At 54.7% G+C, this 25,376-nt stretch carries 28 protein-coding genes, 4 tRNA genes and 1 rRNA gene; all 33 read left to right on the top strand.

Features of this window, described 5'->3' with window-relative positions:
• A 5S ribosomal RNA gene (rrf, locus tag KGA97_RS15055) occupies positions 1-98 on the top strand; the annotation flags it as partial.
• 134 nt (positions 99-232) lie between these two features.
• Complete coding sequence (birA, locus tag KGA97_RS15050) at positions 233-1,192, top strand: bifunctional biotin--[acetyl-CoA-carboxylase] ligase/biotin operon repressor BirA (protein WP_223481014.1); 960 nt, start codon at positions 233-235, stop codon at positions 1,190-1,192.
• Positions 1,182-1,931 (top strand): pantothenate kinase, encoded by a 750-nt coding sequence (locus KGA97_RS15045; RefSeq protein WP_223481013.1) that lies wholly within the window; start codon positions 1,182-1,184, stop codon positions 1,929-1,931. Before birA ends, KGA97_RS15045 begins: the two co-directional genes overlap by 11 nt.
• Before the next feature lie 7 nt (positions 1,932-1,938).
• Entirely contained in the window at positions 1,939-2,379 is a 441-nt protein-coding gene (locus KGA97_RS15040; protein ID WP_008041291.1) for a hypothetical protein, read from the top strand.
• Positions 2,380-2,521: 142 nt separating this feature from the next.
• Positions 2,522-2,606: transfer RNA gene (locus KGA97_RS15035), tRNA-Tyr, on the top strand.
• A 24-nt stretch (positions 2,607-2,630) separates the two neighbouring features.
• Positions 2,631-2,704: transfer RNA gene (locus tag KGA97_RS15030), tRNA-Gly, on the top strand.
• A gap of 26 nt (positions 2,705-2,730) precedes the next feature.
• A tRNA-Thr gene (locus KGA97_RS15025) sits at positions 2,731-2,806 on the top strand.
• Positions 2,807-2,979: 173 nt separating this feature from the next.
• Positions 2,980-3,055 (top strand) — tRNA-Trp (locus tag KGA97_RS15020).
• Between the two features lie 45 nt (positions 3,056-3,100).
• A complete protein-coding gene (gene secE, locus KGA97_RS15015; protein WP_007896620.1) occupies positions 3,101-3,469 on the top strand; it encodes a preprotein translocase subunit SecE in 369 nt (122 codons plus the stop codon).
• Positions 3,470-3,478: 9 nt separating this feature from the next.
• The gene (gene nusG / locus KGA97_RS15010; protein WP_007896622.1) at positions 3,479-4,012 is read left to right on the top strand and encodes a transcription termination/antitermination protein NusG; all 534 of its coding nucleotides are present in this window, start codon (positions 3,479-3,481) and stop codon (positions 4,010-4,012) included.
• 117 nt (positions 4,013-4,129) lie between these two features.
• The gene (rplK, locus tag KGA97_RS15005) at positions 4,130-4,561 is read left to right on the top strand and encodes a 50S ribosomal protein L11 (RefSeq protein WP_008030880.1); all 432 of its coding nucleotides are present in this window, start codon (positions 4,130-4,132) and stop codon (positions 4,559-4,561) included.
• Entirely contained in the window at positions 4,561-5,256 is a 696-nt protein-coding gene (gene rplA, locus KGA97_RS15000; protein WP_008041297.1) for a 50S ribosomal protein L1, read from the top strand. The genes rplK and rplA overlap by 1 nt, the downstream gene beginning before the upstream one ends.
• A gap of 198 nt (positions 5,257-5,454) precedes the next feature.
• Positions 5,455-5,955 carry a 50S ribosomal protein L10 gene (gene rplJ / locus KGA97_RS14995; protein WP_008030884.1) on the top strand — a complete coding sequence of 167 codons (501 nt, stop codon included), beginning with the start codon at positions 5,455-5,457 and terminating at the stop codon, positions 5,953-5,955.
• 75 nt (positions 5,956-6,030) lie between these two features.
• Positions 6,031-6,396: a 50S ribosomal protein L7/L12 gene (gene rplL, locus KGA97_RS14990; RefSeq protein WP_008030886.1), complete on the top strand. Its 366-nt coding sequence runs from the start codon at positions 6,031-6,033 to the stop codon at positions 6,394-6,396.
• Positions 6,397-6,616: 220 nt separating this feature from the next.
• Positions 6,617-10,690 carry a DNA-directed RNA polymerase subunit beta gene (gene rpoB, locus KGA97_RS14985; RefSeq protein ID WP_223481012.1) on the top strand — a complete coding sequence of 1,358 codons (4,074 nt, stop codon included), beginning with the start codon at positions 6,617-6,619 and terminating at the stop codon, positions 10,688-10,690.
• 64 nt (positions 10,691-10,754) lie between these two features.
• Positions 10,755-14,954 (top strand): DNA-directed RNA polymerase subunit beta', encoded by a 4,200-nt coding sequence (gene rpoC, locus KGA97_RS14980; protein ID WP_008030891.1) that lies wholly within the window; start codon positions 10,755-10,757, stop codon positions 14,952-14,954.
• 215 nt (positions 14,955-15,169) lie between these two features.
• Positions 15,170-15,541 carry a 30S ribosomal protein S12 gene (gene rpsL / locus KGA97_RS14975; RefSeq protein ID WP_002555494.1) on the top strand — a complete coding sequence of 124 codons (372 nt, stop codon included), beginning with the start codon at positions 15,170-15,172 and terminating at the stop codon, positions 15,539-15,541.
• 119 nt (positions 15,542-15,660) lie between these two features.
• Complete coding sequence (rpsG, locus tag KGA97_RS14970) at positions 15,661-16,131, top strand: 30S ribosomal protein S7 (RefSeq protein WP_002555493.1); 471 nt, start codon at positions 15,661-15,663, stop codon at positions 16,129-16,131.
• Positions 16,132-16,161: 30 nt separating this feature from the next.
• Positions 16,162-18,267, top strand: a complete 2,106-nt coding sequence (gene fusA, locus KGA97_RS14965; RefSeq protein ID WP_008030893.1) for an elongation factor G — start codon at positions 16,162-16,164, stop codon at positions 18,265-18,267.
• Positions 18,268-18,297: 30 nt separating this feature from the next.
• The gene (gene tuf / locus KGA97_RS14960) at positions 18,298-19,491 is read left to right on the top strand and encodes an elongation factor Tu (protein WP_008030895.1); all 1,194 of its coding nucleotides are present in this window, start codon (positions 18,298-18,300) and stop codon (positions 19,489-19,491) included.
• Between the two features lie 156 nt (positions 19,492-19,647).
• Entirely contained in the window at positions 19,648-19,959 is a 312-nt protein-coding gene (gene rpsJ / locus KGA97_RS14955) for a 30S ribosomal protein S10 (protein ID WP_003186070.1), read from the top strand.
• 80 nt (positions 19,960-20,039) lie between these two features.
• Positions 20,040-20,675 carry a 50S ribosomal protein L3 gene (gene rplC, locus KGA97_RS14950; protein ID WP_003186059.1) on the top strand — a complete coding sequence of 212 codons (636 nt, stop codon included), beginning with the start codon at positions 20,040-20,042 and terminating at the stop codon, positions 20,673-20,675.
• A 12-nt stretch (positions 20,676-20,687) separates the two neighbouring features.
• Entirely contained in the window at positions 20,688-21,290 is a 603-nt protein-coding gene (gene rplD, locus KGA97_RS14945) for a 50S ribosomal protein L4 (RefSeq protein ID WP_003228735.1), read from the top strand.
• Positions 21,287-21,586, top strand: a complete 300-nt coding sequence (gene rplW / locus KGA97_RS14940) for a 50S ribosomal protein L23 (protein ID WP_002555488.1) — start codon at positions 21,287-21,289, stop codon at positions 21,584-21,586. The genes rplD and rplW overlap by 4 nt, the downstream gene beginning before the upstream one ends.
• A gap of 14 nt (positions 21,587-21,600) precedes the next feature.
• Positions 21,601-22,425: a 50S ribosomal protein L2 gene (rplB, locus tag KGA97_RS14935; RefSeq protein ID WP_008030897.1), complete on the top strand. Its 825-nt coding sequence runs from the start codon at positions 21,601-21,603 to the stop codon at positions 22,423-22,425.
• A 16-nt stretch (positions 22,426-22,441) separates the two neighbouring features.
• Entirely contained in the window at positions 22,442-22,717 is a 276-nt protein-coding gene (gene rpsS / locus KGA97_RS14930; protein WP_002555486.1) for a 30S ribosomal protein S19, read from the top strand.
• A gap of 11 nt (positions 22,718-22,728) precedes the next feature.
• Positions 22,729-23,061 carry a 50S ribosomal protein L22 gene (rplV, locus tag KGA97_RS14925; RefSeq protein WP_003103908.1) on the top strand — a complete coding sequence of 111 codons (333 nt, stop codon included), beginning with the start codon at positions 22,729-22,731 and terminating at the stop codon, positions 23,059-23,061.
• 13 nt (positions 23,062-23,074) lie between these two features.
• Positions 23,075-23,761 carry a 30S ribosomal protein S3 gene (gene rpsC, locus KGA97_RS14920; protein ID WP_003176422.1) on the top strand — a complete coding sequence of 229 codons (687 nt, stop codon included), beginning with the start codon at positions 23,075-23,077 and terminating at the stop codon, positions 23,759-23,761.
• A gap of 12 nt (positions 23,762-23,773) precedes the next feature.
• Positions 23,774-24,187: a 50S ribosomal protein L16 gene (gene rplP, locus KGA97_RS14915; protein WP_008030899.1), complete on the top strand. Its 414-nt coding sequence runs from the start codon at positions 23,774-23,776 to the stop codon at positions 24,185-24,187.
• On the top strand, positions 24,187-24,378 hold the full coding sequence (gene rpmC / locus KGA97_RS14910) for a 50S ribosomal protein L29 (protein WP_008030901.1): 192 nt from the start codon (positions 24,187-24,189) through the stop codon (positions 24,376-24,378). Before rplP ends, rpmC begins: the two co-directional genes overlap by 1 nt.
• A 2-nt stretch (positions 24,379-24,380) precedes the next feature.
• Positions 24,381-24,647, top strand: coding sequence for a 30S ribosomal protein S17 (gene rpsQ / locus KGA97_RS14905; protein WP_003176419.1), 267 nt, complete (start codon positions 24,381-24,383; stop codon positions 24,645-24,647).
• A 23-nt stretch (positions 24,648-24,670) separates the two neighbouring features.
• The gene (gene rplN / locus KGA97_RS14900; RefSeq protein ID WP_002555479.1) at positions 24,671-25,039 is read left to right on the top strand and encodes a 50S ribosomal protein L14; all 369 of its coding nucleotides are present in this window, start codon (positions 24,671-24,673) and stop codon (positions 25,037-25,039) included.
• Between the two features lie 11 nt (positions 25,040-25,050).
• Positions 25,051-25,365, top strand: coding sequence for a 50S ribosomal protein L24 (gene rplX, locus KGA97_RS14895; protein ID WP_003176416.1), 315 nt, complete (start codon positions 25,051-25,053; stop codon positions 25,363-25,365).
• The last annotated feature ends 11 nt before the right edge of the window (positions 25,366-25,376 follow it).

The following is a 25,376-nucleotide window of genomic DNA, read 5'->3' as shown; positions in this document are numbered from 1 at the left end:
TTGGAACCACCTGATCCCATCCCGAACTCAGCAGTGAAACGATGCATCGCCGATGGTAGTGTGGGGTTTCCCCATGTGAGAGTAGGTCATCGTCAAGATTAAATTCCGAAACCCCAATTGCGAAAGCGGTTGGGGTTTTGTTTTGTCCGCAAGAAAATCTGCCCAGTACGGTTTCTATGCAACGGCTCAAGGCATGGCTATCATGCGGGCCTCATTGTGAGGCGGGACTTGCATGCTGACGTTGTTAAAGCTTCTTAAGGATGGCCGTTTCCATTCAGGCCAGGCCCTGGGCACCGCTTTAGGTGTCAGTCGCAGTGCTGTGTGGAAGCAGCTTCAGCTGCTCGAGGCTGAGCTTGGCTTGTCCATTCACAAGGTGCGGGGGCGTGGTTATCAATTGGCCTCGCCGTTGACACTGCTCGACTCTGTCGCAATAGCAGAGCAGGCGCCTTCTTGTAATTGGCCCATTCTGGTTTTCGATTCAATTGACTCCACTAACGCCGAGGCGCTGCGTGCAATAGAGCGCGGTCAGGTAGCGCCATTTCTTGTGCTTGCCGAGCGGCAGACGTCTGGCCGTGGGCGCCGCGGGCGTAAGTGGGCGAGTCCTTTCGCGGAAAATATCTATTACAGTCTGGTGCTGCGTATTGAAGGTGGCATGCGCCAGTTGGAAGGCTTGAGTCTTGTTGTTGGGCTTGCTGTCTTGCAAACCTTGCGAGCGCTGGGCGTATCAGATGCAGGCTTGAAGTGGCCCAATGATGTTCTGGTTGGTCAAAAAAAGCTCGCGGGGATACTGCTTGAGTTGGTAGGCGATCCTGCTGATGTGTGTCATGTGGTTCTGGGTGTCGGGATCAATGTGAACATGCAGATGACCGAAGAGGTTGATCAGCAGTGGACGTCCTTGCGGCTCGAGTCGGGGCGGACATTCGATCGCAATCACTTGGTCGCGCGGTTGGGGCAGATGCTCCAGGTATATTTGAGTCGACATCAAGTCGGCGGATTTTCCGCTATCCAGGCTGAGTGGGAGCAGAATCATCTGTGGCAGGGTCGGGCGGTGTCGTTGATCGCCGGAGTTAACCATATAGATGGCGAGGTACTGGGTATTGATAGTCAGGGTGCTCTGCGCTTGAAGGTGGGCGGTGTGGAAAAAGTCTTTAGTGGTGGTGAGCTCAGCTTGAGGTTGCGTGATGATTCTTGAGCTCGACTGCGGAAACAGTTTTATCAAGTGGCGAGTGCTTGAAGCTGATGCTCGCCAGACGGTTGGCGAGGGCGTCGTCGACTCCAATCTTGCATTGCTGGAGAGTTTGAGCGCGCTCAATGGGCTCGCCCTCAAGTTTTGCCGATTGGTCAGTGTCCGAACGGCAGAAGAGACCGGTGCATTGATTACTCTGCTGACCGACACTTTTGGAGTGTCAGTAGTTTGCGCTGCGCCCGCTCGCGAAATGTCGGGGGTTCGCAATGGCTATGAAGAGTTCGAACGCCTGGGGCTCGACCGCTGGCTGGCGATGCTTGGGGGGTTCCAATTAGCGTCGGGTGCATGCCTGGTGCTTGATTTTGGTACTGCTGTCACTGCGGATTTCGTTGCCGGTGATGGAGAGCATCTCGGGGGGTTTATTTGTCCGGGAATGCCATTGATGCGAAATCAATTGCGCACCCATACCCGTAAAATTCGTTATGGGGATCTGGCAGCTGAGCGCGCCATGGAGAGTCTCGTTCCAGGTCGCACAACCGTCGAAGCGGTTGAGCGGGGGTGCTCGTTGATGCTTAGAGGCTTTGTTCTGACCCAGCTGGAGCTTGCGCGTAGCTACTGGGGGGCGGATTTCTCCGTGTTTCTGACCGGTGGGGATGCAGCGTTGGTTTCTGAGATTGTGCCAGAGGCTAGAGTGGTTCCGGACCTGGTATTTGTGGGTTTGGCTATGGCATGTCCTTTGTCCTGAGGTTCTTATGCGTTGGTTGTTTCTGCTGCTGCTTGTTTTGAATGTGTTCTATTACATCTGGCACCAACAAGAGGCTCCTCTGCGCGCGAAGGATGTCACTCCTCTCAGTTTGTATAGGGGAGGGCAGCAGGATATTCGCTTGTTGAGCGAGGCGGCTGATCCGGTCCTTGATAAGGGGAAGGCCGCTCTGCCGGACAATAGCTGTTTGTACTTGGGTGGTTTTGTTCGTCAAGAAGCGGTTCAGGCAGTTGAGCGGCGCTTGAATGGCATGGAAATCAAGTATCAGCTCCTGCCAAAGGATCATCTTGAATTCGCGGGTTATTGGGTTCGGATCGCCCCTGAAAGCCGGCGTTGGCTGGGCGAGGTTCAGCTGCAAAACCTTTCTAGAGAATTCAATGAGTTAAAACATAAAATAATGCCGTGCGAGGGGGTTGCACCCGCTGAATAGTTTGAATAGAATGGCGCCCGCTTCGCAGTGAACGCCTTTAACGGCAAACACAACGAAGCGATGTCAACGCAGCTAACCTCAGGTTTTTAATGAGAAAATGCTTGACAGAAGGCTGGCATGATATAGAATGCCGGCTCGCTTAGGAGGGGTTCCCGAGCGGCCAAAGGGATCAGACTGTAAATCTGACGTCTACGACTTCGAAGGTTCGAATCCTTCCCCCTCCACCATTTTTAGCGAGAGCTGCAAGCCTCGCGGGTATAGTTTAGTGGTAGAACCTCAGCCTTCCAAGCTGATGATGCGGGTTCGATTCCCGCTACCCGCTCCAAGTTTGCAGGTCCTGCAAAGTGTTACGCTCTTGTAGCTCAGTTGGTAGAGCACACCCTTGGTAAGGGTGAGGTCAGCGGTTCAAATCCGCTCAAGAGCTCCATATAACAAGGCAGATATGAAAATATCTGCCTTTGTTTTAAGGGTTGCGATCAGGCCTTGTTGTTTTTTGTTGGCTGGTTGCGCGGGTGGCTTTGGTCTTAGGGTCGAGGCTGTCGAGTAAGGTGTTGTAATGTCTTTTTCGGGTCGGCATAATGGTCGGCCTGATTTTGTTTTAGGTCAGTAGCTCAATTGGCAGAGCGACGGTCTCCAAAACCGTAGGTTGGGGGTTCGATTCCCTCCTGACCTGCCAGATTCACCTGGTGTGTCTGGCTTTCTTTTCACAGGATCTTCATAGATGACTCCTAAAGCTGAAGCTCAAGGCTCTCGCTTCGATCTGCTCAAGTGGCTAGTAGTAGTCGCTTTGGTGGTTGTTGGCGTTGTTGGTAATCAGTATTACTCTGCTTCGCCGATCCTGTACCGCGTACTTGCATTGCTTGTCATCGCCGCTGTGGCTGCCTTCGTAGGCCTGCAAACAGTCAAGGGCAAGTCTTTCTTCGTACTGGTTAAGGAAGCTCGCACCGAGATTCGTAAAGTCGTATGGCCAACTCGCCAAGAAACCACGCAGACCACGTTGATCGTTGTCGCTGTTGTGTTGGTTATGGCGTTGCTGTTGTGGGGTCTTGATTCCCTGCTCGGCTGGCTTGTTTCCTTGATTGTCGGCTAAGGGTGTCCCGTGGCTAAGCGTTGGTACGTTGTGCATGCTTACTCCGGTTACGAGAAGCATGTCATGCGCTCGTTAGTAGAGCGCGTAAAGCTGGCTGGCATGGAAGATGGCTTTGGCGAGATTCTGGTTCCCACTGAAGAAGTGGTTGAAATGCGTAATGGCCAGAAACGCAAAAGCGAGCGTAAGTTCTTCCCGGGTTATGTGCTGGTTCAGATGGACATGAACGAGGGTACTTGGCACTTGGTCAAGGATACTCCTCGGGTGATGGGTTTCATCGGCGGTACCGCTGATAAGCCAGCACCAATCACAGACAAAGAGGCAGAAGCGATTCTGCGTCGTGTCGCTGATGGTAGCGATAAGCCGAAGCCGAAGACGTTGTTCGAGCCTGGCGAGTCGGTGCGTGTCAATGACGGGCCGTTTGCCGACTTTACCGGCACGGTTGAAGAAGTTAACTACGAAAAGAGCCGGATCCAAGTGGCAGTGCTCATTTTCGGTCGCTCTACTCCGGTAGAGCTAGAGTTCAGCCAGGTCGAAAAAGTCTAGCTGAGCAAGCATCCCAACCCCGCAGCCCTAGGCTGTGGGGTTTTGTCGTCACTGGGATAAACGCGCAAGTAACCGGGGAGCCTTTCGAGGCGTTCGAACCCGTAATTGGAGTGCCTCATGGCCAAGAAGATTACCGCTTACATCAAGCTGCAAGTGAAGGCCGCTCAGGCTAACCCAAGCCCACCTGTTGGTCCTGCTCTGGGTCAGCACGGCGTGAACATCATGGAATTCTGCAAGGCTTTCAACGCCCGTACTCAGGGTATTGAGCCAGGTCTGCCGACTCCAGTGATCATCACTGTCTACAGCGACCGTAGCTTCACTTTCGAAACCAAATCCACCCCTGCTTCGGTTCTGCTGAAGAAGGCGGCTGGTCTGACTAGCGGTTCCGCTCGTCCGAACACCGTTAAGGTTGGCACTGTGACTCGTGCTCAGCTGGAAGAAATCGCGAAAGTTAAAAACGCGGATCTGACTGCAGCTGATATGGAAGCAGCCGTGCGTACCATCGCCGGTTCTGCTCGTAGCATGGGCCTTAACGTGGAGGGTGTGTAATGGCTAAGTTGACCAAGCGTCAAAAGGCTATCGCCGGCAAAATCGAAGCAGGCAAGTCCTACAACTTTGTAGACGCTGCTGCTCTGCTGGCTGAGCTGTCGACTGTCAAGTTCAGCGAGTCGTTCGACGTTGCTGTGAACCTGGGTGTTGACCCGCGTAAATCCGACCAGGTCGTTCGTAGCGCTACTGTGCTGCCGCACGGCACTGGCAAGACTGTTCGCGTTGCTGTGTTCACCCAGGGTCCAGCTGCTGAGGCCGCTCTGGCTGCCGGCGCTGACCGTGTAGGTATGGACGACCTGGCTGCCGAAATGAAAGGCGGCGACCTGAACTATGACGTAGTTATCGCATCCCCGGATGCAATGCGCGTTGTAGGTCAGTTGGGTCAGATCCTCGGTCCACGTGGCCTGATGCCTAACCCTAAAGTCGGCACCGTAACTCCAGACGTAGCTACCGCGGTTAAAAACGCCAAGGCTGGTCAGGTTCGTTATCGCACCGACAAAAACGGCATCATCCACACTTCCGTTGGCAAGATTGGCTTCGACGCCGTCAAGCTGAAGGAAAACGTTGAAGCCCTGATCGCTGATCTGAAGCGTATCAAGCCAGCTTCCTCGAAAGGCATTTACGTCAAGCGCGTTACCCTGAGCACCACTATGGGCCCAGGTCTGGTCATCGACCAAAGCTCGCTCGACGCGTAAGACACAGGTTGGCGTAAGCGATTGCGCCAATTGAAAGATTGGGGTCCCTGCCTGGCGGGGGCTATCCAAGACCGTAGGCGACGCAAGTCTTAAACCTCAAGCCTACGCAGATGGTGCTCCCGGTTCCTTACCGAATCAGACACCAAAACGACATCCGGCTCCGGTTGGATGAAACGGTAACAAGCAGGAGTTAAACCCGTGGCAATTAAACTCGAAGACAAGAAGGCCATCGTCGCTGAAGTCAACGAGGCTGCCAAAGTCGCTCTGTCCGCTGTCGTGGCTGATGCCCGTGGCGTAACAGTAGGCGCAATGACCGGACTCCGTAAAGAGGCTCGTGAAGCTGGCGTTTACGTACGTGTTGTACGTAACACCCTGCTCAAGCGCGCCGTTGCCGACACTGAATACAGTGTTCTCAACGACGTGTTCACCGGCCCTACCTTGATTGCATTCTCCAAAGAACATCCGGGCGCCGCTGCTCGTATCTTCAAAGAGTTCGCAAAAGGTCAGGATAAGTTCGAGATCAAGGCAGCTGCGTTCGAGGGCAAGTTCCTCGCAGCTAATCAGATCGACGTACTGGCAACCCTGCCGACCCGTAACGAAGCTATTTCTCAGCTGATGAGCGTGATTCAAGGCGCTACCAGCAAGTTGGCTCGTACTCTGGCGGCAGTTCGCGACCAAAAAGAAGCTGCCGCAGCCTAAGGCTCGTCTCCTTCTCGCGTTTTTTGTTTATTTCGATGGTCGCGTAGGCCGTCCCCAATATCAGGAATTAGATTCATGTCTATCTCTCAGAACGATATCCTTGAAGCAGTTGGCAACATGTCCGTAATGGAAGTTGTTGAGCTGATCAAAGCTTTCGAAGAAAAATTCGGCGTTACCGCTGCTGCTGCATCGGCTGGTCCAGCTGCTGCTGCCGCTGTTGTTGAAGAGCAAACTGAATTCAACGTCATGCTGACCGAAGCTGGCGAGAAGAAAGTTAACGTGATCAAGGCTGTACGTGAACTGACCGGTCTGGGCCTGAAAGAAGCCAAGGCTGTAGTTGACGGCGCTCCTGCCATGGTTCTGGAAGCTGTTGCCAAAGACGCAGCTGACAAAGCCAAAGCAGTACTGGAAGAAGCAGGCGCTAAAGTCGAGCTGAAGTAAGCATCGACTTTGCTCCTCCAGCCCGAGCGTTAAGCGAAAGGCTGATGGCTGGTGGCTCTTGCCACCGGCCTTTTTCCGTTATTGGCAGCCGACTGGGTCGGTGCTGATAACGAGTTGTAACCACCCGATGCGGTGGCGCAAACCATGGGGTTTGCACGATTTTCTGGCTGCTCCCGTCGGGAGGGGCCAAACAAGCAGGTGACCAAGCTGGGGAACGCTGATGGCTTACTCATATACTGAGAAAAAACGTATCCGCAAGGACTTTAGCAAGTTGCCGGACGTCATGGATGTGCCGTACCTCCTGGCCATCCAGCTGGATTCGTATCGTGAATTCTTGCAAGCGGGAGCGACTAAAGATCAGTTCCGCGACGTGGGCCTGCATGCGGCCTTCAAATCCGTTTTCCCGATCATCAGCTACTCCGGCAATGCTGCGCTGGAGTACGTCGGTTATCGCCTGGGCGAACCGGCATTTGATGTCAAAGAATGCGTATTGCGCGGTGTAACTTATGCCGTACCTTTGCGGGTAAAAGTGCGCCTGATCATTTTCGACAAAGAATCGTCGAACAAAGCGATCAAGGACATCAAAGAGCAAGAAGTCTACATGGGTGAAATCCCACTGATGACTGAGAACGGTACCTTCGTAATCAACGGTACCGAGCGTGTAATCGTTTCCCAGCTGCACCGTTCCCCGGGCGTGTTCTTCGACCACGACCGTGGCAAGACGCACAGCTCCGGCAAACTGCTGTACTCCGCGCGCATCATTCCTTACCGCGGTTCGTGGTTGGACTTCGAGTTCGATCCGAAAGACTGCGTGTTCGTGCGTATCGACCGTCGTCGCAAGCTGCCTGCATCGGTACTGCTGCGCGCGCTCGGCTATACCACCGAAGAAGTGCTCGACGCGTTCTACACCACCAACGTCTTCCACGTGCAAGGTGAAAACCTCAGCCTGGAACTGGTGCCTCAGCGCCTGCGTGGTGAAATTGCTGTCCTGGATATCCTGGATGACAAAGGCAAGGTTATTGTCGAGCAAGGTCGTCGTATCACCGCTCGCCACATCAACCAGCTGGAAAAAGCCGGGATCAAAGAGCTGCAAGTGCCTCTGGACTACGTCCTGGGTCGCACTACCGCCAAGGTCATCGTGCATCCGGCAACCGGCGAAATCCTGGCAGAGTGCAACACCGAGCTGAACACCGAAATCCTGGCGAAAATCGCCAAGGCTCAAGTTGTCCGCATCGAAACTCTGTACACCAACGATATCGACTGCGGTCCGTTCGTCTCCGACACCCTGAAGATCGACTCCACCAGCAACCAATTGGAAGCGCTGGTCGAGATCTATCGCATGATGCGTCCAGGCGAGCCGCCAACCAAAGACGCTGCCGAGACTCTGTTCAACAACCTGTTCTTCAGCCCTGAGCGCTATGACCTGTCTGCGGTCGGCCGGATGAAGTTCAACCGTCGTATCGGTCGTACCGAAATCGAAGGTTCGGGCGTGTTGTGCAAAGAAGACATCGTCGCGGTGCTGAAGACTCTGGTCGACATCCGTAACGGTAAAGGCATCGTCGATGACATCGACCACCTGGGTAACCGTCGTGTTCGCTGCGTAGGCGAAATGGCCGAGAACCAGTTCCGCGTTGGCCTGGTACGTGTTGAGCGTGCGGTCAAAGAGCGTCTGTCGATGGCTGAAAGCGAAGGCCTGATGCCGCAAGACCTGATCAACGCCAAGCCAGTGGCTGCGGCGGTGAAAGAGTTCTTCGGTTCCAGCCAGCTGTCCCAGTTCATGGACCAGAACAACCCGCTGTCCGAGATCACCCACAAGCGTCGTGTGTCTGCACTCGGTCCTGGCGGTTTGACTCGTGAGCGTGCCGGCTTTGAAGTTCGTGACGTACACCCGACTCACTACGGTCGTGTATGCCCGATCGAAACGCCGGAAGGTCCGAACATCGGTCTGATCAACTCCCTGGCCGCCTATGCGCGCACCAACCAGTACGGCTTCCTCGAGAGCCCGTACCGTGTGGTGAAAGACGCTCTGGTCACCGACGAGATCGTGTTCCTGTCCGCCATCGAAGAAGCTGATCATGTGATCGCTCAGGCTTCGGCCACGATGAACGACAAGAAAGTCCTGGTCGACGAGCTGGTAGCTGTTCGTCACTTGAACGAGTTCACCGTCAAGGCGCCGGAAGACGTCACCTTGATGGACGTATCGCCGAAGCAGGTAGTTTCGGTTGCAGCGTCGCTGATCCCGTTCCTCGAGCACGACGACGCCAACCGTGCGTTGATGGGTTCGAACATGCAGCGTCAAGCTGTACCAACCCTGCGCGCTGACAAGCCGCTGGTCGGTACCGGCATGGAGCGTAACGTAGCTCGTGACTCCGGCGTTTGCGTCGTGGCTCGTCGTGGCGGCGTTATCGATTCCGTGGACGCCAGCCGTATCGTGGTTCGTGTTGCTGATGACGAAGTTGAAACCGGCGAAGCTGGTGTCGACATCTACAACCTGACCAAATACACCCGCTCTAACCAGAACACCTGCATCAACCAGCGTCCGCTGGTGCGTAAAGGTGATCGGGTCCAGCGCAGCGACATCATGGCCGACGGTCCGTCCACCGACATGGGTGAGCTGGCTCTGGGTCAGAACATGCGCATCGCGTTCATGGCATGGAACGGCTTCAACTTCGAAGACTCCATCTGCCTGTCCGAGCGTGTTGTTCAGGAAGATCGCTTCACCACGATCCACATTCAGGAACTGACCTGTGTGGCGCGTGACACCAAGCTTGGGCCTGAGGAAATCACTGCGGACATCCCTAACGTGGGTGAAGCTGCACTGAACAAACTGGACGAAGCCGGTATCGTTTACGTAGGTGCTGAAGTTGGCGCAGGCGACATTCTGGTCGGTAAGGTCACTCCGAAAGGCGAGACTCAACTGACTCCGGAAGAGAAGCTGCTGCGTGCCATCTTCGGTGAAAAAGCCAGCGACGTTAAAGACACCTCCCTGCGTGTACCTACCGGTACCAAGGGTACTGTCATCGACGTACAGGTCTTCACCCGCGACGGCGTTGAGCGTGATGCTCGTGCACTGTCGATCGAGAAGACTCAGCTCGACGAGATCCGCAAGGATCTGAACGAAGAGTTCCGTATCGTTGAAGGCGCCACTTTCGAACGTCTGCGTTCCGCTCTGGTCGGCCATAAAGCCGAAGGCGGCGCCGGTCTGAAGAAAGGTCAGGACATCACTGACGAAGTTCTCGACGGTCTTGAGCATGGTCAGTGGTTCAAACTGCGCATGGCTGAAGATGCTCTGAACGAGCAGCTCGAGAAGGCTCAGGCCTACATCGTTGATCGCCGCCGTCTGCTGGACGACAAGTTCGAAGACAAGAAGCGCAAACTGCAGCAGGGCGATGACCTGGCTCCAGGCGTGCTGAAAATCGTCAAGGTTTACCTGGCAATCCGTCGCCGCATCCAGCCGGGCGACAAGATGGCCGGTCGTCACGGTAACAAAGGTGTGGTCTCCGTGATCATGCCGGTTGAAGACATGCCGCACGATGCCAATGGCACCCCGGTCGACGTCGTCCTCAACCCGTTGGGCGTACCTTCGCGTATGAACGTTGGTCAGATCCTTGAAACCCACCTGGGCCTCGCAGCCAAAGGTCTGGGCGAGAAGATCAACCGGATGATCGAAGAGCAGCGCAAAGTCGCCGAGCTTCGCAAGTTCCTGCACGAGATCTACAACGAGATCGGCGGTCGTAACGAAGATCTGGATAGCTTCTCCGATCAGGAAATCCTGGATCTGGCGAAGAACCTGCGTGGCGGCGTTCCAATGGCCACTCCAGTGTTCGACGGCGCCAAGGAAAGCGAAATCAAGGCCATGCTGAAACTGGCAGACCTGCCAGAAAGCGGCCAGATGCAGCTGACCGACGGCCGTACCGGCAACAAGTTCGAGCGCCCGGTTACTGTTGGCTACATGTACATGCTGAAGCTGAACCACTTGGTAGACGACAAGATGCACGCTCGTTCTACCGGTTCGTACAGCCTGGTTACCCAGCAGCCGCTGGGTGGTAAGGCACAGTTCGGTGGTCAGCGTTTCGGGGAGATGGAGGTCTGGGCACTGGAAGCATACGGTGCCGCTTACACTCTGCAAGAAATGCTCACAGTGAAGTCGGACGATGTGAACGGCCGTACCAAGATGTACAAAAACATCGTGGATGGCGATCACCGTATGGAGCCGGGCATGCCCGAGTCCTTCAACGTGTTGATCAAGGAAATTCGTTCCCTCGGCATCGATATCGATCTGGAAACCGAATAACACGTGACGCGAATCGAGAGCGGGGCAGGATTGCCCGCTCTCTGCTCCGCCAGGAGGAAAGGCCTTGAAAGACCTACTGAATTTGCTGAAAAACCAGGGTCAAGTCGAAGAGTTCGACGCCATCCGTATTGGATTGGCATCGCCTGAGATGATCCGTTCGTGGTCGTTCGGTGAAGTTAAAAAGCCGGAAACCATCAACTACCGTACGTTCAAACCTGAGCGTGACGGCCTGTTCTGCGCCAAGATCTTTGGCCCGGTAAAGGATTACGAGTGCCTGTGCGGTAAGTACAAGCGCTTGAAGCACCGTGGTGTGATCTGCGAGAAGTGCGGCGTTGAAGTCGCGCTGGCTAAAGTTCGTCGTGAGCGCATGGCGCACATCGAACTGGCCTCGCCAGTTGCCCACATCTGGTTCCTGAAATCGCTGCCGTCGCGTATCGGCTTGCTGATGGACATGACCCTGCGTGATATCGAACGTGTTCTCTATTTCGAGAGCTATGTCGTTATCGATCCAGGCATGACCACCCTTGAAAAAGGTCAGCTGCTGAACGATGAGCAGTACTTCGAAGCGCTGGAAGAGTTCGGCGACGATTTCGATGCCCGCATGGGTGCCGAAGCTGTGCGCGAACTGCTGCACGCTATCGACTTGGAACACGAGATTGGCCGTCTGCGTGAAGAAATTCCGCAAACCAACTCCGAAACCAAAATCAAGAAGCTGTCCAAGCGTCTGAAGTTGATGGAAGCCTTCCAGGGTTCCGGCAACCTTCCAGAATGGATGGTGCTGACCGTTCTGCCGGTTCTGCCGCCAGATCTGCGTCCACTGGTCCCGCTGGATGGCGGTCGCTTCGCGACTTCCGACCTCAACGATCTGTATCGTCGAGTGATCAACCGTAACAACCGCTTGAAGCGTCTGCTCGATCTGTCCGCTCCGGACATCATCGTGCGTAACGAAAAGCGTATGTTGCAGGAAGCCGTCGATGCACTGCTCGACAACGGTCGTCGTGGCCGCGCTATCACCGGTTCCAACAAGCGTCCTCTGAAATCCCTGGCTGACATGATCAAGGGTAAGCAAGGTCGTTTCCGTCAGAACTTGCTCGGTAAGCGTGTTGACTACTCGGGTCGTTCGGTAATTACCGTAGGTCCGACCCTGCGTCTGCACCAGTGCGGTCTGCCGAAGAAAATGGCTCTCGAGCTGTTCAAACCGTTCATTTTCGGCAAGCTGGAAATGCGTGGTCTCGCTACCACCATCAAAGCTGCGAAGAAGATGGTTGAGCGCGAGCTGCCGGAAGTTTGGGACGTTCTCGCTGAAGTTATCCGCGAACACCCAGTGCTTCTCAACCGTGCACCGACCCTTCACCGTCTGGGTATCCAGGCGTTTGAACCAGTACTGATCGAAGGTAAGGCTATCCAGCTGCACCCTCTGGTCTGTGCTGCGTACAACGCCGACTTCGACGGCGACCAAATGGCCGTGCACGTACCGCTGACACTGGAAGCCCAGTTGGAAGCGCGTGCGTTGATGATGTCGACCAACAACATTCTGTCGCCAGCCAACGGTGAGCCAATCATCGTTCCGTCGCAGGACGTTGTATTGGGTCTGTACTACATGACTCGTGAAGCGATCAACGCCAAGGGCGAAGGTCGTGTGTTCGCGGATCTGCAAGAAGTTGACCGTGTGTTCCGTGCCGGCGAAGCCGCACTGCACGCAAAAGTCAAAGTGCGGATCAACGAAACCGTCAATGACCGTGATGGCGGCAGCGTGACCAACACTCGTATCGTCGACACCACTGTCGGCCGTGCGCTGTTGTTCCAGGTTGTACCAAAAGGTCTGTCGTACGACGTCGTCAACCTGCCGATGAAGAAAAAGGCGATCTCCAAGCTGATCAACCAGTGCTACCGCGTGGTTGGTTTGAAAGAGACCGTGATCTTCGCTGACCAGTTGATGTACACCGGTTTTGCCTATTCGACTATTTCCGGCGTTTCCATCGGTGTTAACGACTTCGTTATCCCGGATGAAAAAGCCCGCATCATCGGTGCTGCTACCGACGAAGTGAAAGAGATCGAAAGTCAGTACGCCTCCGGCCTGGTAACCCAGGGCGAGAAGTACAACAAAGTAATCGACCTTTGGTCCAAGGCGAACGACGAAGTTTCCAAGGCGATGATGGCCAACCTCTCGAAGGAGAAAGTCATCGACCGTCATGGCGTCGAAGTCGACCAAGAGTCCTTCAACTCGATGTACATGATGGCCGACTCGGGCGCACGGGGTTCTGCTGCTCAGATCCGTCAGCTCGCCGGTATGCGTGGCCTGATGGCCAAGCCGGACGGTTCCATCATCGAAACGCCGATTACTGCGAACTTCCGTGAAGGTTTGAGCGTACTTCAGTACTTCATCTCGACTCACGGTGCTCGTAAAGGTTTGGCGGATACCGCGTTGAAAACTGCGAACTCCGGTTACCTGACTCGTCGTCTGGTAGACGTGGCGCAGGATCTGGTTGTGACCGAGATCGATTGCGGCACCGAACATGGCCTGGTAATGACTCCGCACATTGAAGGCGGTGACGTTGTTGAGCCGTTGGGTGAGCGCGTATTGGGTCGTGTCATTGCCCGTGACGTATTCAAGCCAGGTACCGAGGAAGTTATCGTTCCTGCCGGCACTCTGGTAGACGAGAAGTGGGTCGAGTTCATCGAGCTGAACAGCATCGACGAAGTGATCGTGCGTTCGCCGATCAGCTGCGAAACCCGCTATGGCATTTGCGCCAAGTGCTACGGCCGTGACTTGGCTCGTGGTCACCAGGTGAACATCGGTGAAGCGGTCGGCGTTATCGCTGCCCAGTCCATCGGTGAGCCGGGTACCCAGCTGACCATGCGTACGTTCCACATCGGTGGTGCGGCAAGCCGGACCTCCGCAGCTGACAGCGTTCAGGTGAAGAATGGCGGTACCGTCCGTCTGCACAACCTGAAGCACGTTGAGCGAGTGGATGGTTGCCTGGTTGCTGTGTCCCGTTCCGGTGAGCTGGCAATCGCTGATGACTTCGGTCGTGAGCGCGAGCGTTACAAGCTGCCATACGGTGCTGTGATTTCGGTTAAAGAAGGTGACAAGGTCGACGCTGGCGCAATCGTGGCCAAGTGGGATCCGCACACTCACCCAATCGTTACCGAAATGAAAGGTACCGTGACCTACGTGGGCATGGAAGAAGGCATCACGATCAAGCGTCAGACTGACGAATTGACCGGTATGACCAACATTGAAGTCCTCGACGCCAAAGACCGTCCAGCTGCCGGTAAAGATATCCGTCCTGCTGTGAAGATGGTTGATGACAACGGCAAGGATCTGTTGCTGCCAGGCACTGACGTTATCGCTCAGTACTTCCTGCCAGCCAACGCCCTGGTCGGTGTTGCGGACGGTGCGAAAATCGCGATCGGTGATGTTATCGCTCGTATTCCGCAAGAGACTTCGAAGACCCGTGACATCACCGGTGGTCTGCCGCGTGTTGCCGACTTGTTCGAAGCCCGTCGTCCGAAAGAAGCCTCGATTCTGGCTGAAGTCAGCGGCACCATCGCGTTCGGTAAAGAGACCAAAGGCAAGCGTCGTCTGGTCATCACTCCGAACGACGGTAGCGATCCGTACGAAGAGCTGATTCCGAAGTGGCGTCACCTGAACGTCTTCGAAGGCGAACAGGTAAACCGCGGCGAAGTTATCTCCGACGGCCCGAGCGATCCACACGACATCCTGCGTCTGCTGGGTGTAAGTGCGCTGGCCAAGTACATCGTGAACGAGATCCAGGACGTTTACCGTCTGCAAGGCGTGAAGATCAACGACAAGCACATCGAGACCATCCTGCGTCAGATGCTGCGTAAAGTTGAAATCGCTGAATCCGGCGATTCCAGTTTCATCAAGGGCGACCAGATGGAATTGACTCACGTACTGGTAGAAAACGAGCGCCTGGCGAACGACGAGAAATTCGTTTCCAAGTTCACTCGCGTGCTGCTGGGTATCACCAAGGCGTCGTTGTCCACCGAATCGTTCATCTCGGCGGCTTCCTTCCAGGAAACCACTCGCGTACTGACCGAAGCGGCGGTAACCGGCAAGCGCGATTACCTGCGCGGCCTGAAAGAAAACGTGGTCGTGGGTCGTCTGATCCCGGCTGGTACCGGTCTGGCTTATCACAGCGAGCGTAAACGCCGTCGTGATGCTGACAAACCGTTGCGCGTAAGCGCCAGTGAAGTGGAAGCTGCACTGACCGAAGCGCTGAACTCGAGCGGTAACTGAGTTCTGCGATAAATGAGCCAAGGCCCTGATCGTTCCGTTCATCGAATCAAGACATTTTGTCGAGGTTGGATAAGCGGGAAGGTCGGGGCCTTGTCTTGACTGGGGACAAGATCCTCTTTAGACTCTTGTACCCCTAAATTTGGCGGGAATTCGTTCCTGCCATTTTGCTTTTCTTGCAAGACAATAGCGTCGCAAGACAACAGTGGAGCTAGTAGATGGCAACTATCAACCAGCTGGTACGTCAGCCGCGTAAGCGTATCGTCGAGAAATCCGACGTGCCTGCGCTGCAGAACTGCCCGCAACGTCGTGGCGTATGCACCCGTGTGTATACCACCACGCCGAAAAAACCTAACTCGGCACTGCGTAAAGTATGCCGTGTGCGTCTGACCAACGGTTTCGAGGTTTCCTCGTACATCGGCGGTGAAGGCCACAACCTGCAAGAGCACAGCGTGGTACTGATCCGCGGCGGTCGTGTAAAAGACTTGCCAGGTGTTCGTTACCACACCGTTCGCGGCTCTTTGGATACTTCCGGCGTTAAAGGTCGTAACCAAGGTCGTTCGAAGTACGGTACCAAGAAGCCTAAGTAGTAGTGGCTTTTTGTAAAAACTGAATCATCTATTTTTCTGAGTCGATAAGAGTAAGGTCGGAGGCGTCCCGAAAGGGCACTGATTCCGAGCGAACCTGAAGACCGTTTGAGGGCTTATCCATGCCAAGAAGACGCGTAGCAGCCAAGCGCGAAGTGCTTGACGATCCAAAATACGGAAGCCAAATTCTGGCCAAGTTCATGAACCACGTGATGGAAAGCGGCAAGAAAGCCGTTGCCGAGCGTATCGTTTATGGCGCGCTGGAGAAGGTTAAAGAACGCAAGAACAGCGACCCCCTGGAAATCTTCGAGAAAGCTCTCGACGCCATCGCTCCGCTGGTCGAAGTAAAGTCGCGCCGTGTAGGCGGTGCTACTTACCAGGTTCCGGTCGAAGTTCGTCCGTCCCGTCGTAACGCTCTGGCAATGCGCTGGTTGGTAGACTTCGCCCGTAAGCGCGGCGAGAAGTCTATGGCTCTGCGTTTGGCTGGCGAACTGTTGGACGCTGCTGAAGGCAAAGGTGCTGCAGTTAAGAAGCGTGAAGACGTGCACCGTATGGCTGAAGCCAACAAGGCTTTCTCGCACTACCGCTTCTAATTTTAGCGTCACTAATTTTGCGAGGGCTTTATGGCTCGTACTACACCGATTAATCGCTACCGTAACATTGGTATCGTTGCTCACGTGGATGCTGGTAAAACCACCACCACCGAGCGCGTCCTTTTTTACACTGGCAAAAGTCACAAAATGGGCGAGGTGCATGACGGCGCCGCGACCACAGACTGGATGGTGCAGGAGCAGGAGCGTGGTATTACCATTACTTCTGCTGCTATTACCGCCTTCTGGCAGGGTTCCGAGAAGCAGCACAAAGATCAGTATCGCTTCAACGTCATCGACACCCCGGGCCACGTTGACTTCACTATTGAAGTTGAACGTTCCCTGCGTGTTCTCGACGGCGCGGTCGTTGTGTTCTGCGGTACCTCGGGTGTTGAGCCTCAGTCGGAAACCGTATGGCGTCAGGCCAACAAGTACGGCGTTCCACGTCTTGTTTACGTAAACAAGATGGACCGTGCTGGTGCAAACTTCCTGCGCGTGATCGGTCAGATCAAGCAGCGTCTGGGTCACACTCCGGTGCCAATCCAGTTGGCTATCGGTTCCGAAGACAACTTCCAGGGTCAGATCGATCTGATGTCCATGGAAGCTGTTTACTGGAATGACGCTGACAAAGGCATGACTCCACGTCGCGAGCCTATCCCTGCTGAATTGCAGGAATTGGCTGACGAGTGGCGCAGCAACATGATTGAAGCTGCGGCCGAAGCCAGCGAAGAGCTGATGAACAAGTACCTCGAAGGTGAAGAACTCACCAACGCGGAAATCAAGGCCGCTCTGCGTCAGCGTACTATTGCTGGCGAGATCGTTCTGGCTGTTTGCGGTTCTTCCTTCAAGAACAAGGGCGTTCCCCTGGTTCTCGACGCCGTTATCGACTACCTGCCTGCTCCTACCGACATTCCTGCCATCAAGGGTACTGACCCGGATGACGAGACCAAGGAAATGGAGCGTCACGCAGACGACAGCGAGCCGTTCTCGGCTCTGGCGTTCAAGATCGCTACCGACCCATTCGTGGGTACCTTGACCTTTGTTCGAGTTTACTCGGGCGTGTTGGCCTCCGGCGACGGCGTGATCAACTCGGTTAAAGGCAAGAAAGAGCGAGTGGGTCGTATGGTGCAAATGCACGCAAACGCCCGCGAAGAGATCAAGGAAGTTCGCGCTGGTGACATCGCGGCCTTGATCGGCATGAAGGACGTCACCACTGGTGAGACTTTGTGCAACGCTGACAAGCCAATCATCCTGGTTCGCATGGACTTCCCGGAGCCGGTTATTTCGGTTGCCGTAGAGCCTAAGACCAAGGATGACCAGGAAAAAATGGGTATCGCTCTGGGCAAACTTGCTCAGGAAGACCCGTCTTTCCGCGTCAAGACTGATGAAGAGACTGGTCAAACGATCATCTCCGGCATGGGCGAGTTGCACCTGGACATCCTGGTTGACCGGATGCGCCGTGAGTTCAACGTCGAAGCCAACATCGGTAAGCCTCAAGTTTCGTACCGTGAGCGCATCACGAAGAGCTGCGAAATCGAAGGCAAGTTCGTTCGTCAGTCCGGCGGTCGTGGCCAGTTCGGTCATTGCTGGATTCGCTTTGCTCCTGCTGACGAAGGTCAGGAAGGTCTGCAATTCCTGAACGAAGTAGTGGGTGGTGTGGTTCCTAAGGAATACATCCCGGCTATCCAGAAGGGTATCGAAGAGCAGATGAAGAACGGCGTTGTTGCCGGCTATCCGCTGATCGGCCTGAAGGCTACCGTGTTTGATGGTTCCTACCATGACGTCGACTCGAACGAGATGGCGTTTAAGGTGGCTGCTTCCATGGCGACCAAGCAACTGGCCCAGAAGGGCGGTGGTGAGTTGCTCGAGCCGATCATGGCTGTAGAGGTTGTTACACCTGAAGACTATATGGGTGACGTGATGGGCGACCTTAACCGTCGTCGCGGCATGATCCTGGGTATGGAAGATACGGTTTCCGGTAAAGTAATTCGTGCCGAGGTTCCGTTGGGCGAGATGTTCGGTTATGCGACCGACGTTCGTTCCATGTCCCAAGGTCGCGCAAGCTACTCTATGGAATTCAAAAAATACAATACAGCTCCGTCGCACATCGTCGAAACTGTAACCAAAAAACAAGGCTGATTCAGTCCTTTAGGCTAGGAGTTAATTGTCGTGGCTAAAGAAAAATTTGATCGTTCCCTTCCGCACGTCAACGTTGGCACCATCGGTCACGTTGACCACGGTAAAACCACTCTGACTGCTGCTCTGACTCGCGTCTGCTCCGAAGTTTTCGGTTCGGCTCGTGTTGACTTCGACAAGATCGACAGCGCACCAGAAGAGAAAGCTCGTGGTATCACCATCAACACCGCGCACGTTGAATACAACTCGCTGATCCGTCACTACGCTCACGTTGACTGCCCAGGTCACGCTGACTATGTGAAGAACATGATCACCGGTGCTGCTCAGATGGACGGCGCTATCCTGGTTTGCTCGGCCGCTGATGGTCCGATGCCACAAACCCGTGAGCACATCCTGCTGTCCCGTCAGGTAGGCGTTCCGTACATCGTGGTTTTCCTGAACAAGGCTGACCTGGTAGACGACGCAGAGCTGCTGGAACTGGTTGAGATGGAAGTTCGCGACCTGCTCAGCACTTACGACTTCCCAGGTGACGACACTCCGATCATCATCGGTTCTGCTCGTATGGCTCTGGAAGGCAACGACGAAAACGAAATGGGCACCACTGCCGTTCGTAAACTGGTTGAAACTCTGGACAGCTACATCCCAGAGCCAGTTCGTCTGACCGACAAGCCGTTCCTGATGCCAATCGAAGACGTATTCTCGATCTCGGGTCGTGGTACTGTTGTGACTGGCCGTATCGAGCGCGGTATCGTTCGCGTTCAGGATCCACTGGAAATCGTTGGTCTGCGTGACACCACCGTCACCACCTGCACCGGTGTTGAAATGTTCCGCAAACTGCTCGACGAAGGTCGTGCTGGCGAGAACTGCGGCGTTCTGCTGCGTGGTACCAAGCGTGACGACGTTGAGCGTGGCCAGGTTCTGGTTAAGCCAGGTTCGGTTAAGCCGCACACCAAGTTCACCGCAGAAGTTTACGTTCTGAGCAAGGAAGAAGGCGGTCGTCATACTCCGTTCTTCAAAGGCTACCGTCCACAGTTCTACTTCCGTACTACTGACGTGACTGGTAACTGCGAGCTGCCAGAAGGCGTTGAAATGGTAATGCCAGGTGACAACATTCAGATGACTGTTACCCTGATCAAAACCATCGCAATGGAAGACGGTCTGCGTTTCGCTATCCGTGAAGGCGGTCGTACCGTCGGCGCTGGCGTCGTAGCCAAAATCATCGAGTAAGCTCTTTTTGAGTAAGCTTTGATGAGTTGAAAAAGCCCCCGCTTAGCGGGGGCTTTTTTATTGGGTTGACACCTATCTGGGGCGTCTATAGAATTGCGCCTCCTTTTAACGGGCGTATTGCGCCCGGTGGGAATAGCAGCCGGAGTCTGAAATCCAATGCAAAATCAGCAAATCCGTATCAGGTTGAAGGCTTTTGACCATCGCCTGATCGACCAATCCACCCAGGAAATCGTGGAAACCGCGAAACGTACTGGTGCTCAAGTGCGTGGTCCAATTCCACTGCCTACCCGTAAAGAGCGGTTCACCGTTCTGGTCTCCCCGCACGTCAACAAAGACGCGCGTGACCAGTACGAGATCCGTACTCATAAGCGCGTTCTGGACATCGTCCAGCCAACGGATAAAACCGTTGATGCTCTTATGAAGCTTGATCTTGCGGCCGGTGTGGAAGTGCAGATCAGCCTCGGCTAAGACTCGGTCTTAGTCGTGTAACGCTCTGAAATGGGCGGCCATAGCGGGTGAAAGCCCCGTACACTCATGAGGTTTACAACATGACTATTGGTGTAGTCGGTCGTAAATGCGGTATGACCCGTATTTTCACCGAAGAAGGTGTCTCCATTCCGGTCACGGTCATTGAGATCGAGCCGAATCGCGTCACCCAGTTCAAAACTGAAGAGACCGATGGCTATCGTGCAGTGCAAGTCACTGTAGGCGAGCGTCGTGCTTCGCGTGTTACAGCCGCTCAGGCTGGCCACTTCGCTAAAGCGAACGTTGCCGCTGGTCGTACCGTAATGGAATTCCGTCTTGAAGAAGGCGAGTACCAGGCCGGCGATCTGATCAACGCTGAAATCTTCGCCGCTGGTCAACTGGTTGATGTAACCGGTCAGTCCAAAGGTAAAGGCTTCCAGGGTACGATCAAGCGTTGGAACTTCCGCGGGCAAGATAATACCCACGGTAACTCCGTGTCCCACCGCGTTCCAGGCTCTATCGGCCAGTGCCAGACTCCTGGTCGTGTATTCAAGGGCAAAAAAATGTCCGGTCATATGGGCGCTGAGCGCGTGACCGTGCAGTCCCTCGAAGTAGTGCGCGTGGACGCTGAACGCAATCTGTTGTTGGTCAAGGGCGCTGTTCCTGGCGCTACTGGCGGCAACTTGGTTGTACGTCCAGCAGCCAAGGCTCGCGGTTAAGGGGAAGCTGACATGCAATTAAATGTAAATGACGCTCAAGCGATCGAAGTTTCCGAACTGACATTTGGCGGCGAATTCAACGAGACGCTGGTTCACCAAGCAGTCGTGGCCTACATGGCCGGCGGCCGTCAAGGTAGCAAGCAGCAAAAGACCCGTTCCGACGTTCGTGGTGGCGGTAAGCGCCCATGGCGTCAGAAAGGTACTGGCCGTGCTCGTGCCGGTACTATCCGTAGCCCAATCTGGCGTGGCGGCGGTACCACTTTCGCAGCTCGTCCTCAGGATCACTCCCAGAAGCTGAACAAGAAGATGTATCGCGCAGCAATGCGTTCCATCCTTGCTGAGCTGGTGCGTACTGATCGTCTGGTCGTGGTTCAGGATTTCGCCGTTGAAACGCCGAAAACCAAAGACCTGCTGGGCAAACTGAACAACATGAGCCTGACCGACGTTCTGATCGTGTCGGACGCTGTTGATCAGAACCTGTACCTGGCTGCTCGCAACCTGCCGCACGTAGATGTACGTGATGTGCAAGGTTCCGATCCAGTTAGTCTGATCGCATACGACAAGGTGTTGATCACCGTGTCGGCCGTGAAGAAATTCGAGGAGCTGCTGGGATGAACCAGGAACGCGTATTTAAAGTTCTGCTTGGCCCGCACGTTTCCGAGAAGGCTACGGTTCTGGCAGACAAGAAAGGCCAGTTCGTTTTCAAGGTTGCCACTGACGCAACCAAGCTGGAAATCAAGAAGGCCGTCGAAAGCCTGTTCAGCGTGAAAGTAGAGCGTGTTACTACCCTGAATGTTCTGGGTAAGAGCAAGCGCACTGCTCGCGGTCTGGGCAAGCGTAATGACTGGAAGAAGGCAGTTATCTCCCTTCAGCCAGGCCAAGATCTCGATTTCAGCAGCAGTGCTGAGTAAGGAAGGGGTGCATCATGGCAATCGTTAAATGCAAACCGACTTCCCCTGGCCGCCGTCATGTGGTCAAGGTGGTCAACCAGGAGCTGCATAAAGGCGCTCCTCACGCACCGCTGCTCGAGAAGAAATCGAAGTCTGGTGGTCGTAACAACAATGGTCGTATTACCACTCGTCACATCGGTGGTGGCCATAAGCAGCATTATCGTCTGGTCGATTTCCGTCGCAACGACAAAGATGGCATTCCAGCCACTGTCGAGCGTATCGAATACGATCCAAACCGTACTGCTCACATTGCTCTTATGTTGTACGCAGACGGCGAACGCCGTTACATCATCGCCCCTAAAGGCGTGAACGCTGGTGACCAGCTGATTTCGGGTGCTTTGGCTCCGATCAAGCCGGGCAACCAGTTGCAACTGCGCAGCATTCCAGTTGGTAGTACCGTACACGGCATCGAATTGAAGCCAGGTAAAGGCGCGCAAATCGCTCGTTCCGCTGGTGCTTCGGCTCAGCTGATCGCTCGTGAAGGTGTCTATGTGACCCTGCGTCTGCGTTCTGGTGAGATGCGTAAAGTGCTGGCTGAATGCCGCGCGACCCTGGGCGAAGTCTCGAACTCCGAGCACAGCCTGCGTTCGCTGGGTAAAGCTGGTGCCAAACGCTGGCGTGGCGTTCGCCCAACCGTTCGTGGTGTTGCCATGAACCCGGTTGACCACCCACATGGTGGTGGTGAAGGTCGTACCTCTGGTGGTCGTCATCCGGTATCGCCATGGGGCTTCCCGACTAAGGGCGCGAAGACTCGTGGTAATAAGCGTACCGACAAAATGATCGTCCGTCGTCGCAAGTAAATAGAGGGATACGACAGTGCCACGTTCTCTGAAAAAAGGTCCTTTTATCGATCTTCACCTACTGAAGAAGATCGAAGTGGCGGCGGAAAAGAACGATCGCAAACCAGTTAAAACCTGGTCGCGCCGTTCGATGATCCTGCCACAAATGGTCGGTCTGACCATCGCAGTACACAACGGTCGTCAACATGTGCCAGTTCTCGTGAACGAAGACATGGTCGGCCACAAACTGGGCGAGTTCGCCGGTACCCGCACTTATCGTGGGCACGTGGCTGACAAGAAAGCCAAGCGTTAAGGGGTTAGGAAATGGAAGTAGCCGCTAAGTTGTCGGGCGCTCGAATCTCCGCCCAGAAAGCCCGCTTGGTCGCCGACCAGATCCGCGGGAAGAAGGTGGGCGAAGCGCTCAACTTGTTGGCTTTCAGCAGTAAGAAAGCCGCCGAGATCATGAAGAAAGTGCTGGAGTCGGCCGTAGCCAACGCCGAGCATAACGAAGGCGCAGACGTTGATGACCTTAAAGTCAGCACCGTTTTCGTCAACGAAGGGCGTTCGCTGAAGCGAATCATGCCACGTGCCAAAGGCCGTGCTGATCGCATCGTCAAGCGGTCTTGCCATATCACTGTCAAGGTTGCTGACAAGTAACGGAGTCGAAGAGATGGGTCAGAAAGTACATCCCATTGGCATTCGCCTGGGAATCGTCAAGGAGCACACCTCCGTCTGGTACGCAGACGGTCGGACTTATGCGGACTATTTGTTCGCTGATCTGAAGGTGCGTGAGTATCTCCAAGACAAACTAAAAAGCGCGTCCGTAAGCCGTATCGATATCCATCGTCCGGCCCAAACTGCACGTATCACCATCCACACCGCTCGTCCAGGTATCGTTATCGGGAAGAAAGGTGAAGATGTTGAGAAACTGCGTCAGGACCTGACCAAGCAAATGGGTGTGCCTGTGCACATCAATATCGAAGAAATCCGCAAGCCGGAACTCGACGGTATGTTGGTTGCGCAGAGCGTAGCTCAGCAGCTGGAGCGTCGCGTAATGTTCCGTCGCGCTATGAAGCGCGCTGTACAGAACGCCATGCGCATTGGTGCCAAAGGCATCAAAATCCAAGTGAGCGGTCGTCTCGGCGGTGCTGAAATCGCACGTACTGAATGGTATCGCGAAGGTCGTGTGCCACTGCACACCCTGCGTGCCGACATCGACTATGCCAACTACGAAGCTCACACCACTTACGGTGTGATCGGTGTAAAGGTTTGGATCTTCAAAGGCGAAGTAATTGGTGGTCGCCAAGAAGAACTGAAACCACAAGCACCAGCGCCTCGTAAAAAAGCTGCTAAGTAAGGGGTACGCCAAATGTTGCAACCAAAGCGTACGAAGTTCCGCAAGCAGATGACTGGTCACAACCGTGGCCTGGCATTGCGCGGTAGCAAAGTCAGCTTCGGCGAGTTCGCGCTGAAGTCTGTAGCTCGTGGTCGTCTCACCGCTCGTCAGATCGAGTCAGCGCGTCGTGCTCTGACCCGTCACGTTAAACGTGGCGGCAAGATCTGGATCCGTGTATTCCCGGACAAGCCTATTTCCAAGAAGCCACTCGAAGTTCGGATGGGTAAAGGTAAAGGTAGCGTGGAATACTGGGTTGCCCAGATTCAGCCAGGCAAAGTCCTGTATGAAATCGAGGGTGTTTCTGAAGAGCTGGCGCGTGAGGCATTTGCCCTGGCTGCTGCAAAGCTGCCGCTCGCCACTGCCTTCGTTAAACGGACGGTGATGTGATGAAAGCGAACGAACTTCGTGAAAAAGACGCGCCGCAGCTTAACGAGCAACTGCTCGGCCTGCTGCGCGACCAGTTCAATCTGCGCATGCAGAAAGCAACTGGCCAGTTGGGGCAGTCTCACCTGCTCCGGCAAGTTAAGCGTGACATCGCTCGCGTGAAGACTGTGCTCAAACAGCAGGCAGGTAAGTAATCATGGCTGAAGCCGAAAAAACCGTCCGTACGCTGACTGGCCGTGTTGTCAGCGACAAAATGGACAAGACCATCACCGTTCTGATCGAGCGTCGCGTTAAGCACCCGATCTACGGTAAATACGTTAAGCGTTCGACTAAGCTGCACGCGCACGACGAAACCAATCAGTGCCACATCGGCGACAAAGTCACTATTCGTGAAACTCGTCCTTTGGCCAAGACCAAGTCTTGGGCGCTGGTTGATGTTCTCGAACGCGCTGTGGAAGTCTAAGGACTAGGGGTCGGAGAAATTATATGATTCAGACTCAATCCATGCTCGATGTGGCCGATAACAGCGGCGCTCGCCGCGTTATGTGCATCAAGGTGCTGGGTGGCTCCCATCGTCGTTACGCTGGTATCGGTGACATCATCAAAGTTACCGTGAAGGAAGCAATTCCTCGCGGTAAAGTGAAAAAAGGCCAAGTGATGACTGCTGTTGTAGTCCGCACTCGTCACGGCGTTCGTCGTGCTGATGGCTCCATTATCCGCTTTGATGGCAACGCTGCTGTTCTTCTGAACAACAAGCAAGAGCCGATCGGCACCCGTATCTTTGGGCCAGTGACCCGTGAACTTCGTACTGAGAAGTTCATGAAGATCGTCTCGCTCGCCCCAGAAGTGCTGTAAGGAGATCCGACATGCAAAAGATTCGTCGTGACGACGAGATCATCGTGATCGCCGGCAAAGACAAAGGTAAGCGCGGTAAGGTGCTTAAGGTTCTCGCTAATAACCGTCTGGTTATCGGTGGTCTGAACCTGGTCAAGCGTCATACCAAGCCTAACCCGATGTCGGGCGTACAAGGCGGTATCGTCGAGAAAGAAGCTCCACTGGACGCTTCTAACGTAGCCATTTTCAACGGCGAAACCAACAAGGCTGATCGCGTTGGTTTCAAAGTAGAAGACGGCAAGAAAATTCGTGTCTTCAAGTCGACCCAAAAAGCGGTTGATGCTTGAACACTGCTAGG

Origin of the sequence: Pseudomonas sp. BF-B-15 (assembly GCF_019946675.1) — a bacterium.
Taxonomy (GTDB): Bacteria; Pseudomonadota; Gammaproteobacteria; order Pseudomonadales; family Pseudomonadaceae; genus Aquipseudomonas; species Aquipseudomonas migulae.
Note: the sequence above shows the minus strand (reverse complement) of the source record. Positions and strands in the feature narration are given on the sequence as shown.

What these genes read in the sequence shown, in the direction of transcription:
- birA (WP_223481014.1), top strand. Translation starts at nt 233, where the DNA reads ATGCTGACGTTGTTAAAGCTTCTTAAGGATGGCCGTTTCCATTCAGGC.
- KGA97_RS15045 (WP_223481013.1), top strand. Translation starts at nt 1,182, where the DNA reads ATGATTCTTGAGCTCGACTGCGGAAACAGTTTTATCAAGTGGCGAGTG.
- KGA97_RS15040 (WP_008041291.1), top strand. Translation starts at nt 1,939, where the DNA reads ATGCGTTGGTTGTTTCTGCTGCTGCTTGTTTTGAATGTGTTCTATTAC.
- secE (WP_007896620.1), top strand. Translation starts at nt 3,101, where the DNA reads ATGACTCCTAAAGCTGAAGCTCAAGGCTCTCGCTTCGATCTGCTCAAG.
- rplK (WP_008030880.1), top strand. Translation starts at nt 4,130, where the DNA reads ATGGCCAAGAAGATTACCGCTTACATCAAGCTGCAAGTGAAGGCCGCT.
- rplA (WP_008041297.1), top strand. Translation starts at nt 4,561, where the DNA reads ATGGCTAAGTTGACCAAGCGTCAAAAGGCTATCGCCGGCAAAATCGAA.
- rplL (WP_008030886.1), top strand. Translation starts at nt 6,031, where the DNA reads ATGTCTATCTCTCAGAACGATATCCTTGAAGCAGTTGGCAACATGTCC.
- rpoB (WP_223481012.1), top strand. Translation starts at nt 6,617, where the DNA reads ATGGCTTACTCATATACTGAGAAAAAACGTATCCGCAAGGACTTTAGC.
- rpsL (WP_002555494.1), top strand. Translation starts at nt 15,170, where the DNA reads ATGGCAACTATCAACCAGCTGGTACGTCAGCCGCGTAAGCGTATCGTC.
- rpsG (WP_002555493.1), top strand. Translation starts at nt 15,661, where the DNA reads ATGCCAAGAAGACGCGTAGCAGCCAAGCGCGAAGTGCTTGACGATCCA.
- fusA (WP_008030893.1), top strand. Translation starts at nt 16,162, where the DNA reads ATGGCTCGTACTACACCGATTAATCGCTACCGTAACATTGGTATCGTT.
- rpsJ (WP_003186070.1), top strand. Translation starts at nt 19,648, where the DNA reads ATGCAAAATCAGCAAATCCGTATCAGGTTGAAGGCTTTTGACCATCGC.
- rplC (WP_003186059.1), top strand. Translation starts at nt 20,040, where the DNA reads ATGACTATTGGTGTAGTCGGTCGTAAATGCGGTATGACCCGTATTTTC.
- rplD (WP_003228735.1), top strand. Translation starts at nt 20,688, where the DNA reads ATGCAATTAAATGTAAATGACGCTCAAGCGATCGAAGTTTCCGAACTG.
- rplW (WP_002555488.1), top strand. Translation starts at nt 21,287, where the DNA reads ATGAACCAGGAACGCGTATTTAAAGTTCTGCTTGGCCCGCACGTTTCC.
- rplB (WP_008030897.1), top strand. Translation starts at nt 21,601, where the DNA reads ATGGCAATCGTTAAATGCAAACCGACTTCCCCTGGCCGCCGTCATGTG.
- rplV (WP_003103908.1), top strand. Translation starts at nt 22,729, where the DNA reads ATGGAAGTAGCCGCTAAGTTGTCGGGCGCTCGAATCTCCGCCCAGAAA.
- rpsC (WP_003176422.1), top strand. Translation starts at nt 23,075, where the DNA reads ATGGGTCAGAAAGTACATCCCATTGGCATTCGCCTGGGAATCGTCAAG.
- rplP (WP_008030899.1), top strand. Translation starts at nt 23,774, where the DNA reads ATGTTGCAACCAAAGCGTACGAAGTTCCGCAAGCAGATGACTGGTCAC.
- rpmC (WP_008030901.1), top strand. Translation starts at nt 24,187, where the DNA reads ATGAAAGCGAACGAACTTCGTGAAAAAGACGCGCCGCAGCTTAACGAG.
- rpsQ (WP_003176419.1), top strand. Translation starts at nt 24,381, where the DNA reads ATGGCTGAAGCCGAAAAAACCGTCCGTACGCTGACTGGCCGTGTTGTC.
- rplN (WP_002555479.1), top strand. Translation starts at nt 24,671, where the DNA reads ATGATTCAGACTCAATCCATGCTCGATGTGGCCGATAACAGCGGCGCT.
- rplX (WP_003176416.1), top strand. Translation starts at nt 25,051, where the DNA reads ATGCAAAAGATTCGTCGTGACGACGAGATCATCGTGATCGCCGGCAAA.